Below are 13,062 nucleotides of genomic sequence, written 5' to 3' on the forward strand. Positions count from 1 at the left end.
CAAGCGCGGAATCAAGGCCGCAGGCCGCCGCGCATCGCCGGGCCGTCCCCTGGCACGGCGATTTGGCTGCTGTCGTGTGCCACGGATGGCTTGGATGTGCTTGGCTGCCATAAAGTGCCAGTCACTGAGGTCAGATCGCCGTACCACGGCCCGTCAATGCGCGGCTTGGGGTTTCGTTGCGAACGGCAGCAAAGCCCCGCTCACCTGGCATTGACCCAAACCACGCCTGAAGTCCGGTCTGGAACAGAAACGCGTGGCAGCGGCGTCAGGCATGACCGCCACGGCCCAGCGACAGGATTCAGCAAATGCGCCGCCAGGAGCCGGCTTGCGCGACATTCGACAGAACCGCCGCTCAGCTGCGCCGGACATCCGTCTGCCGGGCCAGACGGGCATTGCGCCCCTTTTGACCGGCTTCGCTGCGGTCCTGCCAGAGTTTGGCAAGACCCTTGCTGCGCTTCACCCGGCCGACCTGCGGTATCGAAACAACCGGGACAAGGCCGGTTTCCCGCTCCATCTGGCGGGCGGTGCGGATGACGGGGCGGCGCAGCTCCAGCAGGAACGCAAGCGCAAGCCCTGCCATCAGCGCCGCACCGGCCCCCATCACCGCGCGTTTCTTGCGGCTCATGCTGACCGGGAAATCCGGCACGCGGGCCTCTTCCAGGGTGATCAGCCGCTCGCCCCGCGCAGCGGTTTCCAGTGAATAGCCCACTTCCGCCTCATTCCGGCGGGTCGCAATCACGTCCAACTGGCCCTGCAACTGCTCCATGCGGCGCTGAAACTTGGTCAATGTGCTTTCGACCTCGGGGGAGGTTTCGATGCTGGCCGCCAGTTCCGCACGGCGTTCCTGCAGCAGATCGCGCTGGGTGCGCAGACTGGCCAGTTCCCCGTCAAGTTCGGCCTCTTCCTTGGCCACGGTGGCGGCGCGCGCGTTGCGGTCGATCCGGCTGCGGGCAAGCTGGGTCGCGATGATCTCGCGGTCCAGTTCCAGCAAGGCGTCGTTCAGGCTGGCGATTTCGGAGCGGACGAATTCAAGCGTCCCCTCGATGGAGATGTCATGGGCGCTGCGGTAGGCGGCCATTTCGTCGTCCAGCCGGGCGATTTCCGCGATCAGCTGGTCTTCCTGGGCAGAGAAGAACTCCAGCGTCTCGCGGGTCTGTTCGCGCCGCTGGGCGGCGGTCAGATCGCGGGTGCGGTTGGCAAATTCATGGGCGACGGCCTGGGCCTGTTCGGCATTGTCCAGCCGCGCGGTGATGGTCAGAACCGCGATGGTGCCGTCATCGGCATAACCCTCGCGCGTGGCGGCAACCCCGTTGATCGTGACAGAGCGGCGCAGCAGATCGACCTTTTCGGACATGCGCAGGGCTGTCAGATTCTCGAACAGGTCAAATTTCTCGATGATTTCCAACAGGCTGCTGCGCGCCATCAATTGCTGCTGGATCAGCTGCAACCGCCGCGCCGAGGATCCTTCGACCGTGGAGGGGGCCAGCGAATCGGCAATCTTGGGCTGTTCGATCTGGATGACTTCGGCGGATTCATAGACATGCGGCTGCGACAGGGCCCAGTAGAGCGAGGCGAAACACCCGGCGATGAAGACGAACGAGATGACCCCGATGCGGCGGCGCACCATGTCCAGAAAATCTGCCAGGGAATAGATCGGCCCCATGTACCCGTCACCTCAATGCAAAATGCCCCCGGGACAGCCACGGCCATCAAGGGGTTCTTCGGCTTTCACCATGGAAATCGGGCGAAGTTGAGGCACAAATTTGCCGGATCGCACCGGTTTTCCGACCTGTAGCGTTTCGGGAAAATGTTCAATCGCACATACCCTGCCGCGCTTCGCGCTCTCGGGACATCTGCGATCCACCTGACGCGATGATTTCCCGAAACGCCTTATTTGTAGTGCGGCAGGCTGTTGCTGCGCGCCCGGTTCAGGACCACCCCCAGCAGCGGGACCTGGCCGTCCAGCATCTGTTCGCATTCGACCAGCTGCCTGCCCATGGTCTGCGACCCGTCAGAGACCAGCAGGATGCCGTCAAGCTGCGGCAGGAAGGCCGAGACATCGTCATGGCCCAGCATGGCCGGCATGTCATAGATCACCAGATCGGGGCGCAGCGCCGCGCGCATCTGGTCCAGGGTCCGCGACAGCGCGGGGTGCTGCAGGGTTTCCGCCGCATCCATGTCCGGCCGCGCGTTCAGCCCCAGCGCCAGCGTGTCGCTGACCCGCTGGACATGATCCTCGATCCGTGCGTCACCGCTCAGAAAATCCCGCATCTCGCCCGGTGCCGTCACGTCCAGCGCGCGGTCCAGGCCCGGTTCGCGCAGGTTCAGATCCATCAGCACGGTGCGGGACCCGGCAATGCGCGACAGGCTCAGCGCGAGGTTGAGCGCGGTGAAGGTGGTGCCACATCCCCGGGTCGGCGCGGTGACCGCAATATTGACCCAGCCGTTTTCGCCGGTGGTCTTGCGCAGACGGGTGCGCAGCAGGTCAAAGGCCTGCACGGCCAGGCTGTCGCGCGCCGCATCCAGCACCGGGATCGCCGTTGCGCGGTTGGGCCGGTTGCCCGGTGTCACCAGCTCAAGGTCTTCCCACTGCGGCACGTTCCGCTCTGCCAGCCCGGCACCCGGCACATGGCGCATGGCGGTTTCGGCCGGGACGGACAGGGCCGGGATGGACAGGGCCGCAGCGGACCGCGCCGGGGCCTGAACGCTGGGCTCGGCCAATGTTGGCTCGGCAATTGTTTCCACCACCTCCGGCGCGGTCTGTGCCGGTGCCCTGGCGCGCATCACCTCCGCCATCAGATCATCCGACGCCTTCAGATCATCCGACGCCATCAGATCATCCGGCAAGCGGCGGCGCGGCCTGATGCTGTGCCGCAGGCCGCTGGTCCGGGCCCAGGATTCACTGTCATTGCTCTGTGCTGTGGCGGCGGCCCTGTGAAGATTATCCTTCATACCGGGCTCCTTCGGGGTGTCTGACATGGGGAGGGATGATACCACAGTGTTTATCGGTGCAAAAGCAAGGCAAGGCTCAATACCCCGTCTTGCGCAGGACCACACCCACTGTCTTGTACAGGATGGTCAGGTCGAGCCGGAAGGTCAGGGCGTTTTCATAGGCCTCGTCGACCCCATGGCGGTAGGTGAACTTGTTGTTGTTCCGGGCGCTGACCTGCCACAGTCCGGTCAGACCGGGGCGTACCGCGAAATAGGCCCGCGGGTTGCCGTAAAGGCCAAGCTGGTCGGGCATCATCGGACGCGGGCCGACCAGTGACATCTCGCCTTTCAACACGTTGACAAGCTGGGGCAATTCATCCAGCGACGTCGCGCGCAGAAAGCGGCCGACCGGGGTGATCCGGGGATCGTTGCGCAGCTTTTGCAACGCGTCCCATTCCGCCTTGATCTCCGGGTCGGTGGCCAGCAGGTCCTGCAACACCCTGTCGGCATCACGCACCATGGTGCGCAGCTTGAGAATCGAAAACCGGCTGCCGTCACGGCCCAGGCGCTGTTGCCGGTAGAACGGCTGCCCGCCCTCGATCCACAGCGCCAGCGCGCATGCCGCAATCACCGGCAGCCAGAACGGCATGGTCAGCACGATCAGGGCCAGATCCATGACGCGTTTCAGACCGTTCCGATAGGGTTTTGCCGGCGCATGTTTACGGGCAATCGCCGCATCCCAAAGGGAGGCTGCCTCTGCAGTCAAAAGGTCTGCGCGGCCCATGAGACCCTCTGCCGCAGACCGCTGTTCACCAAGATCGAACAGGCCGTAACCTGGCCGATCCATTTGGAATTTCTTCATCACAACCCCCCAGGGCCGCATATTACAATGTCTCAGCGCGGCTGGTGCCGCCCAAAGTCTTTACTGGTCACTCGCCCCGCCAAAACCAGAGAACACCGGCAGCAGACGCCGAAGCTGCATACGCTCAAATTGTGCAGCGTGACAGGGGGTGCCCGATCACTTTTTCGCAGACGCAGCATGGTTCCAGGGCCGGGTGGGAAGCGCACCGTGGCTCGGCACATTTATTAACAGATTTCGGCCAGTTTTGGCCTCATTTATCGGAAACAGTTTGTTTCAATGCCGAAACATGGCGATATTTCCCGCCTGGCGGGAACTCAGGGATGTTTCGCTGCAAATCCGCCCATTCCGGCCCGAACAATCCTGCGCAGGCGTGCTGATTGTCTGCCAGCCGGGGGGCCTTCTGCCACAATCGGGATCTGCACTGGCTTTGCCAGCGGCACCTCGGGCGCAGGTGCGGATCAAGACCAGTAGCCCCGGCAAGTTCCGGGCACCCATCTGCAACGACCTCGTGGTCCCCCGCGCCGTTCGCCGCTTTGTTGCCGATTGAACCGGACGCGCCCGCAGGGCCGCAGGTTGACCTATTCGAATTGGCGGAAGGGGGCTTTGGTGTACTTGGTGCTCACAGGTCAGCCAACGGTCTCCGTCGCCGCCGATCGCGTGGCTCACCTTTCCCGGCACCGTCTAGGGGTAGATCTGCCCGACGTGCTGACTGTGGCCCTGTCGTCGCCTGCGCAAAGCGTTATGGACGTTCTGACCGGGGAAGGGCTAGGCGACTTGGACCTTGCCGCCGTGGCTGTATTGGCGGTGCCCCTGTGGGCACTTCCCGCCGATCAATGGGCGACCGTCGCAGGGCTGTGCAAACACCCATAACGAACTCCGCAAGAGTGCCCAACTGCCGTCCCTCAGGGGGCGGCTTTTTTGCACATCGTTACGGAGAAGGCGGTCAGCGCGCTACTGCGTCAAGGTTGCCATTCGGTGTTTCGGGAACTTTGACATCGAAGGAAGACGGTGTGGGCGACCCCAAAACCAAGACTGCGTCGCGCATAATTCCCATCAGACTTCCGGTATCTGCCGTTGCATCAAGCTTAACCGTTTGCAGCGCCGAGGTCTCCCGATATGTCGCTGTAGCATCGGTTGTTTCGTAAAGAGAAATCATAGCTGTCTCCATCCTTCGAAGGTTCGCCGATCTTCGATTTGTTCCTGTGGCCCTTGAGGCGTGTCTATTGTCTGTCTGGCCATCTGACCTTCGGAAATAAATCCGAAGCTGCCGCTTCCCACACTTTCGATAATACCACGAACCATTTGGTATTGGCTGGTGGTGTTTGCGGGAACCATTGTATTGGGGTCATATGGTTCCGCCAGTTTCATTTGAGCGCTGTAACTCTTATGAATATCTTTCAGCCGACTATAGAAATCGGCGCTTGGTTTTTCAATATTAAGCCCGAGAGCCAAACCTTCACGGCGATTGATTGTGTAGTCGTGGCTTCCGGAGTCGGCGCACAGAAAATCTACAATTTCTTTGCGCTTGTCGGCATCACTAACGTGTTCGTTCAGTAGCTTTTCAGCTAAGAACCTGATTTGAGTCCGCGAACGGAAAATCTCACCGAGAACTAGAGGGTGAACTTTGTTGGAAAGTTCGTTCAAAATTGAACCAAGGACCTCGTCGTCTTTAATTGCTAGATCGTGTTGTGCAGCGTCAATATAGCCCCTCACGGCTTCGACACTTACAGGAATGCGCGCCAGCTGATTTCCATTCGGAACTTGCGGGCCTAACGGATGCGTAAGACTTGGATCAATCGGTCCGAGCGCTGCCTGTTTGGTCATGACGATTCGATGTGCGCCCAACGAGATGAGTGTCCCGGCGCTCATGGCCTTGTATGGGATCAAGACCTCAAGTTCGTCGCAAAAGGTTTTTATCAGGTTAACTAAGCGCCAAGCCGCAGCGGTATTCCCGCCGTTGGTGTGCAGGAGTAGCGAAATCCGCTCGGTAGGACCAATCTCGTCTAGAACATCAACGAACAGGTCGATGCAATCCGCACCAATCTGCGTTTCGGCTCCACGACGATCTCCAGTGACGTAAGAGACGACCTTGGTCGCGCGCTCTTGTTCTATCTGTTCATAGAGCGGTTTGCGCGTCGCAAAGTCCATCGTATACTCGAATGCCCCCGAAAGTTACCAATGTTTTCCACCAACATATCTACAAGTCAATGTTTCCAGTCAACATCGCATGGTGGTCGGCAAGAAAAAGAGAATAGATAGTTATAGGATCTCACCATTGTGAAATGCTCTATAAAATCAAACACTGATGGGGAAAAGTGGCAGCCCGTAGGGGAATCGAACCCCTCTTTCCAGGTTGAAAACCTGGCGTCCTAACCGATAGACGAACGGGCCACGGGTCGTGAGCGGTTCATTAGGGTTTTCAGACAGGGCGCGCAAGCAGAAATTTCCTCAGGAGCGCGATAAACTGCAATCAGGCCCGCGCCGCGTCTTCCAGCCGCAGCTGAACGCTTTGTCTGCCGCGCCAGCTGTTGATATCCAGCCGCCCCGCCAGATGGAACCGGGCACCGCCATGGGCCTCCAGCGCGGCCCCCAGCGGGGTGTCATAGGCCCCGAAACAGATGGCATCCATCTTGGGTCCGATTCCGTCTCCGAAGCTGATCTTGAGGTGGCTTTCACCGACCCGTTTGGCGAAGTGAATTTTCATCTCCGCAAAGACATAGCGCGGGGCAGGGGCGGCGGCACCAAAGGGGCCTGCCTCCTCGATCTGTTCTGCCAGTTCCACGGTGGCGGCAGCGGGCATCAGCAGCCCGGTCACATTCAGGTCCGAGGGGCCCGCCAGATGCGCGCCCTGTCTGGCCAGCAGCTCGCCCAGCCGTGCCATCGCGGCCTCCAGCTTGTCCTCGGCCACGGTAAGCCCCGCGGCCATCTTGTGCCCGCCGCCCTTGATCAGCAGCCCCTCTGCGGCCAGCCGCTGGATCGGGGCGCCCAGGTCGATGCCGCTGACCGAGCGGCCCGATCCCTTGCCGATGCCTTCCTCGAAACCGATGACGATGGCGGGGCGGTTGGAGGCCTCCTTGAGCCGGGAGGCCACGATGCCGACCACGCCGGGGTGCCAGCCGGGGCCGGAGGCCCAGACCAGCGGCGCATCGAAACCGCGCGCCTCCGCCTGTGCGAGTGCGGCGGCACGCACGCCCGCCTCCACATCGCGCCGCTCGGTGTTCAGCGCATCCAGCCGCCCGGCCAGGGCCGCCACCTCATGCGGGTCGTCAGAGGCCAGCAGGCGCGCGCCCAGGTCGGCCTGGCCGATGCGCCCGCCGGCATTGATCCGCGGGCCCAGCAGAAAGCCCAGGTGATAGGCGGTCGGTGCGGTATCCATCCGTGCCACATCCGCAAGGGCTGCAAGCCCGGGGCGGTCGCGCCGCGCCATGACCTTGAGACCCTGCCGGACAAAGGCCCGGTTCACGCCGGTCAGCGGCGCCACATCCGCAACCGTGGCCAGCGCCACAAGATCCAGCATCGCCATCAGATCGGGGCCCGTCCGCCCCGCCGAGCGCAGCCGCCGGCCTGCCTCGACCAGCATCAGGAACACCACCGCCGCGGCGCAGAGATGCGCCAGGCTGCCATCCTCGTCCTGGCGGTTGGGGTTCACCACGGCCAGCGCCTCGGGCAGGGTCTCGCCGCCCAGGTGGTGATCCAGGATCACCACATCGGCCCCCGCTGCCGCCGCCACCGGGCCATGGGAAAGCGTGCCGCAATCGACACAGATGATCAGGTCATGCTCCGCCGCCAGCGCCGCCATGGCCTCGTCATTGGGCCCATAGCCCTCGTCGATCCGGTCCGGCACGTAAAGCGTGGCACCATGGCCCATCTGACGCAGCCAGATCAGCAGCAGGGCGGCGGAACTGCCGCCATCCACATCGTAATCGGCAAAGACCGCGATTCGCTCACGCCGCCCCAATGCCACCAGGAAACGCGCCGCGGCCTTTTCCATATCCTTCAGGCCGCGCGGGTCGGGCAGCAGGTCGCGCAGGGCAGGGGCAAGAAAACCCGTGGCCTCCTCCGGCGCCACCCCGCGCCGCGCCAGCACCTGGCAGACGGCCTGCGGCAGGCCCGTGCGCTGCACCAGCAGCTCGGCCGACCGCTCCGCCTCGACACCGGGCCCGACCCAGCGCCGCCCGGTCAGGGAGGCTTCAACGCCGAGAAAACTCACCTTCACCCCGTTTCATTGTTCCAAAAATACACCAAAGCAACGCCGGCCCCGGGCGCGCGCTTAATCCTGCGCGACCGGTGTCCGGTAATTGATGCGCCGCACGGAGCCGGTCTTGGAGCGCATGATCAGGGTCTCGGTGGTCAGCCAGCCCGGCTCGCGTTTCACACCCGGAAGGATGGTGCCGCCGGTGACGCCGGTCGCGGCAAAGATCACGTCTTCGGTCACCATTTCATCGCGGGTGTAGATGCGGTCGAAATCGGTGATCCCCGCCTTGGCGGCGCGGCCGCGTTCGTCGTCGTTGCGGAACAGGAGCCTGCCGTACATCTGCCCGCCCATGCATTTCAGCGCGGCGGCGGCCAGCACGCCCTCGGGCGCACCCCCTGCGCCCATGTACATGTCGATGCCGGTCTGCGGATCGGCGCAATGCATGACACCGGCCACATCGCCATCGGTGATCAGCCGGATCGCGGCACCGGTGGCGCGGACCTCGGCGATCATGTCCTCATGGCGCGGGCGTTCCAGGATACAGACGGTGATGTCCGCAACCGCACAGCCCTTGGCCGCCGCCAGCGCCTTGACCCGCTCGCCCGGGGTCATGTCCAGCGTGACCACACCTGTCGCATAGCCCGGCCCGATGGCCAGCTTGTCCATATAGGTGTCGGGCGCATGCAGCATCGAACCGCGCGGGCCCATGGCGATCACGGTCAGCGCATTGGGCATGTCCTTGGCGGTCAGCGTGGTGCCCTCCAGCGGGTCCAGCGCGATGTCCACGCCGGGGCCGTTGCCGGTGCCCACTTCCTCGCCGATATAAAGCATCGGTGCCTCGTCCCGCTCGCCTTCGCCGATGACAACCACGCCCGCGATGTCCAGCATGTTCAGCTGCGTGCGCATGGCGTTGACGGCGGCCTGGTCGGCGGCTTTCTCGTCGCCCTTGCCGATCAGCCTGGCCGAGGCGAGGGCCGCGGCCTCGGAGACGCGGGCCAGGCCCAGGGACAGCATACGGTCTTGAAAATCGGCGGATGTGGGCATGATAATTCCTAGCTGGTTTGAATTCTGCCCCGTCCTCTAGCGCGCCAGTGGGTTTCGCACAAGCGCGCGGGGCTGGGCGGCCCTGTCCCGGCCCGCTTGCGCGGACCGGGTTTGCCGGGGTCTGCCCCGGATGTCAGGGATAGATTTCGCCCGCAAACCAGGTGTCTGCGGGCACCCAGTCGTTGCCGCTGCCACCCCAGCCCTGGTTCACATAGAACCAGCGGTCATAGACGGTTTCGTTCCAGCAGAAGATGAAGCATTTGCGCACCACCCGTTTCTGCCAGGCATAGCCATAGGCCACCGGATAATGGCTGAGCCAGCCGGTGCCGATCACCGCCGGCGTGTCCCGGTCGCGGATCGAATTGCGCGCATATTCGCGCAGCCGGCCTTCCGAGATGCCCAGCGCATTGTAATGGGTGGTCAGGCTGGTCCCGGTGCGGCCCACGAAATAGGCGCTGGCATCGCTCATCTCCCAGGGGTAGGTCGCGCCCTGGCCGAAGATGCAGAAAGTGCCCACATCATCCGCAATCTCCTCGATCACATTGTTGACGCCCGCGGTCTGCGAGGTGGGGGAGATCACATTCGCCCCGGTGCCGCCATCCTGCCGGTAAAGCCCCCAGCGCGGTGCCCAGTAGCTGTTGCCGGAGCCGGCCTGGCGGTCCCCCCAGAGAAACAGGATGGTCCAGGCCAGCGAGCCGCAGCCGATGGCGCAGCCGTTGACGGTATATTGGTTATAGGGTTGTTCGCTGACGTGTCCGTCCGCCCAGTAATATGTATAGGCCATTGAAATCACTCCTCGAAAAAGTTCATGCCGCTGTCGGGCTTGCGGTCCGACGGGGTGCTGGATGAGACCGCGAAAAACGGCAGGGTTTCGCGCAGGCCGGAGCGGTAGGCGATGTGCATCTCGAAGGAGACCTCCTGCGCCAGCTTTTCATCCGCCACCTGCAGCGCGACGGCGCCGCTGCCGCCGGGCGTTTCCAGCGCTTCGACCTTCACCAGGCGCGCGCCCTCGCCGGAGACCTCCACGGCGGCATCCGCTTCCAGCAGGGCGACCCTACGGGTGGTGCCGGTCATGATGCCTTCGCCCATCCTGGCGACCAGGTCCTCGATCTCCCAGGCGGGGGCGGCGTTTCTGGCAAGGCCCTTCAGCAGCGGGCCAAAGGCCTTTGCATAGCCCTTGCGCAGGTCCGCCCAGCTGTCGATCGCGCGCAGCTTGACCCGCTGGGGCCGCGCCCCCCGGGTCACCGTCTCGGGTGTGTCACCGCCGGGGTCGCTGTCGTCCTTTGCTTTTCGGGCCGGACGCACCAGGGTGGAGGAAATCCGCCCCTGTGCCTTTTCGATGTCATCGGGCAGCCCTTCGATGGGCAGGGGCAATTGCCCGGTCTGACCGGCAATCTCGCCCCCGGCGGTCTCGCCGATGTAGGACAGCGAATCGACCTTGAAGATGCGGTCGACCTTGCTGCCTTTCGCTTCCGCTGCGGCCGCGATCTGGCGGCTGGGCGGTTCGCGGTCCAGCGACCAATGGGCGATGGGATGGTCATGCCCCTTGCTGGCCGCGATGATGAAGCCGGTCGCGGCGGGCATCGCCCGTTTCGCGCCTTCGTCGCCGCGCCCGGTGAAGGCGGTGCGCCGGTCATCGCCCCGGCCAAGATCGACGGCGAATTCGTAATAGGCCACATCGTTGATGTCGGGCCGGAACAAGGCCGTCACCTCGCGGGTCAGGCTGGCCTTTCCGCCGGTGGGGTCCATATCGGTCCCCCTGACGGTTTCGAGCAATTGTGCCGCACGGCGCCTGATCTCCGTGGGGACTTCTTCAATATGTATTTGCATTGGATCTCTCCGTGAAATGGACAGGACTAAAGGTCAGGGCGTCTGGAAATCTGATGGCATCCGCGATGCCTGCGCCCCGTCTCAATATCAATCATAGGTAGAATTTCGCCAAGTACGGGAATCCTTACCGTCCCGGCAGGCGGGGGGTGTTGAGGGCCAGAGGGCTTTGCCCGTCACGTTATGAACTGACCTGAAATGATAGACCGGACCCTGCCACAGATCGCGGCGAATGACGGCTTCAAGGCCGGGGAGATGTGAGGCGATGGCCCGGCGTCTGCGGTTTGTTCCGGGCCTGGGTGCTTGTGATCGGCGTCCGCTTAACTGACCTTCACACGTGTCGCAGGCAAGGTCCGGAAAGAGCCCAACCTGTGCTCTCAAAGTAAAGACCCATTGCCAAAGCAAAGCTTTGGCAGCGCCCGAACCGCCCCCGTCGCGCCGGAGGCGCGCCAGTTCATTCGCAGGCGGCACGCCTGCGGCGTGACGCGGGCGCTACTCGCCCACCCCTCGGTTCGGGCGCGACCTGTTTCGAATGTCGGACATGTCAGCAAAGTCCCGCTTAACTGACCTTCACGCGCGTTGCAGCGAAGGTCCGGAAAGAGTCCTTTCTAACCAATGCTGCGAGGCGCGCGAATTGCAGCTTTCGGCAACAAAGCGCAGCACAACGTCATGCCGCAGTTCCTTTTGTAAGAAACGGAAGCAAGGCATCGAACGCTTCGTTTGGGGCCTCTTCCGGAATGAAATGGCCGCTCGGCATCGCTGCATAGTGCGCGTCCTCGCACCATCCGTCCCAGATTTTCTTCAGGTCGAAGTGCCGCCCGGTCACACCCTTGTCACCCCAGAGGACCAGTGTCGGGCAGGTGATCTTGCGGTTTGCCTCCCAATCGACAGCGTCGTGGTCCCGGTCGATCCCGTAGCCTGCCCGGAAACACTCACACATAGAGAAGATGGAAGCAGGGTCCGTCGATCGTTCCAGATAAACCGCGAGGGCGTCCTCGTCGTATGGCACCCGCTTGTCGCCCAGGCCGAAAAGTATCTGGCGCTGGAACGCTTCAGCGTCGCCTTCGATGAGTCGTTCGGGTTGCGGGTATGGCTGGGTCAGGAAAAAGAAATAGAAATAGTCCTGAGCGATCGCAGCGTTCGTATTTTTGTAGAAGTCTAGGGCGGGCACGATGTCCATGACGCACAAGCGCTCGATGGCATTGGGATGATCGAGCGCCATTCGCCGGGCAACCCGCGCTCCACGATCATGAGCAACCAGCGAGAAGCTGTCGAACCCGAGCTTGTGCATGACCGCGACTTGCTCGGCTGCCATCGTGCGCTTTGCAAAAGGGTTCGGGGTTTGGCCCGGTTCGGGTTTGTGACTTTCTCCCCGTCCCCTAAGATCGGTCAGGACGACGGTGAACCGGTCCGTCAGGCGCGGCGCGATGTCATGCCAGCATAGGTGCGTTTGCGGATCGCCATGCAGCATCAACAGCGGCGGACCGGACCCGGCCGTCAGGGCCAAGGTGTCGTTGCCATCGACAGTGACGATCTGCCTCTTGAAGCCGGGCAGAAGCCGGGCGTCGGCTGCCTCACAGATGTTCATTCAGCCACTCCTTGTAAGCAGCAATGCCCGCCTCATTGCGTTTGAAAAACGACCAGCGACCGATCTTGTTGACGGTCACAAAGTCTGCGCGACGCAGCAGCTCCAGATGGCGGCTGACCGTAGGTTGGGCCATGTTGAGCTTTTCCGTGATCAGCGTGACACAGACGCCGATATCGCGAGGGTCACCAGTCTCCTGGTGCGCAAAATGATCATATGGCTCACGCAACCAATCGAGTATTGCCACACGCGCCTTGCTTGAAAGAGCCTTGGATTGTTCAAGCCGATCTACCATGCTCAACCATTACATAGTTAAACAGCTATTCGTCAATGTATTTGTATCAGTGCAGACGTTGGAGCAGCCGCAGCGAAAGCTCACTTTGTCCCGCTTACCTGCCCGTCACACGCCTCTCGCGAAGGTCCGGACAGAGCCCAAAGTGACGCGAAGCGCAAGCCGGGCCAGCGCCTGCCCGGGGTGGGCGATGCTGACCTATGTTCATGCCACTTTATTTCTCAACCGTGATGAATCCTAACGAGGGAACAACTAGCCTCACCAAATCGCCTACCCGAGGGGCGGGCAGGCGATGGCCCGGCGCCTTCGGCTTGTTCCGGGCCTGG

The 13,062-nt window shown here is 62.7% G+C and carries 11 protein-coding genes and 1 tRNA gene; all 12 read right to left on the minus strand.

All coding sequences use genetic code 11. The annotated features are described in order from the left end of the window. Nucleotides 1–352: 352 nt before the first annotated feature. Entirely contained in the window at nucleotides 353–1,663 is a 1,311-nt protein-coding gene (locus tag PVW51_RS23760; RefSeq protein WP_274578152.1) for a DUF874 domain-containing protein, read from the minus strand. Nucleotides 1,664–1,890: 227 nt separating this feature from the next. Further along, a complete protein-coding gene (locus tag PVW51_RS23765; protein WP_274578153.1) occupies nucleotides 1,891–2,952 on the minus strand; it encodes a CpsD/CapB family tyrosine-protein kinase in 1,062 nt (353 codons plus the stop codon). A 76-nt stretch (nucleotides 2,953–3,028) separates the two neighbouring features. Further along, entirely contained in the window at nucleotides 3,029–3,793 is a 765-nt protein-coding gene (locus tag PVW51_RS23770; RefSeq protein WP_274578154.1) for a sugar transferase, read from the minus strand. A gap of 943 nt (nucleotides 3,794–4,736) precedes the next feature. Beyond that, nucleotides 4,737–4,949, minus strand: coding sequence for a hypothetical protein (locus tag PVW51_RS23775; RefSeq protein WP_274578155.1), 213 nt, complete (start codon nucleotides 4,947–4,949; stop codon nucleotides 4,737–4,739). Beyond that, nucleotides 4,946–5,941 carry an SDH family Clp fold serine proteinase gene (locus tag PVW51_RS23780; protein WP_274578156.1) on the minus strand — a complete coding sequence of 332 codons (996 nt, stop codon included), beginning with the start codon at nucleotides 5,939–5,941 and terminating at the stop codon, nucleotides 4,946–4,948. The genes PVW51_RS23775 and PVW51_RS23780 overlap by 4 nt, the downstream gene beginning before the upstream one ends. A gap of 168 nt (nucleotides 5,942–6,109) precedes the next feature. Then, nucleotides 6,110–6,184: transfer RNA gene (locus tag PVW51_RS23785), tRNA-Glu, on the minus strand. Nucleotides 6,185–6,263: 79 nt separating this feature from the next. After that, entirely contained in the window at nucleotides 6,264–8,003 is a 1,740-nt protein-coding gene (gene recJ / locus PVW51_RS23790) for a single-stranded-DNA-specific exonuclease RecJ (RefSeq protein ID WP_274578157.1), read from the minus strand. 60 nt (nucleotides 8,004–8,063) lie between these two features. Beyond that, nucleotides 8,064–9,032: a class II fructose-bisphosphatase gene (gene glpX / locus PVW51_RS23795; protein WP_114275739.1), complete on the minus strand. Its 969-nt coding sequence runs from the start codon at nucleotides 9,030–9,032 to the stop codon at nucleotides 8,064–8,066. 133 nt (nucleotides 9,033–9,165) lie between these two features. Further along, on the minus strand, nucleotides 9,166–9,816 hold the full coding sequence (locus PVW51_RS23800; RefSeq protein ID WP_269363890.1) for a hypothetical protein: 651 nt from the start codon (nucleotides 9,814–9,816) through the stop codon (nucleotides 9,166–9,168). 5 nt (nucleotides 9,817–9,821) lie between these two features. Continuing rightward, nucleotides 9,822–10,862, minus strand: a complete 1,041-nt coding sequence (locus tag PVW51_RS23805; RefSeq protein ID WP_274578158.1) for a hypothetical protein — start codon at nucleotides 10,860–10,862, stop codon at nucleotides 9,822–9,824. Nucleotides 10,863–11,526: 664 nt separating this feature from the next. Continuing rightward, a complete protein-coding gene (locus PVW51_RS23810) occupies nucleotides 11,527–12,447 on the minus strand; it encodes an alpha/beta fold hydrolase (RefSeq protein ID WP_274578159.1) in 921 nt (306 codons plus the stop codon). Beyond that, nucleotides 12,434–12,739 (minus strand): ArsR/SmtB family transcription factor, encoded by a 306-nt coding sequence (locus tag PVW51_RS23815; protein WP_274578160.1) that lies wholly within the window; start codon nucleotides 12,737–12,739, stop codon nucleotides 12,434–12,436. Before PVW51_RS23815 ends, PVW51_RS23810 begins: the two co-directional genes overlap by 14 nt. Between the last annotated feature and the right edge of the window lie 323 nt (nucleotides 12,740–13,062).

The sequence above is a fragment of the Sulfitobacter sp. PR48 genome (assembly GCF_028807335.1).
Taxonomy (GTDB): Bacteria; Pseudomonadota; Alphaproteobacteria; order Rhodobacterales; family Rhodobacteraceae; genus Sulfitobacter.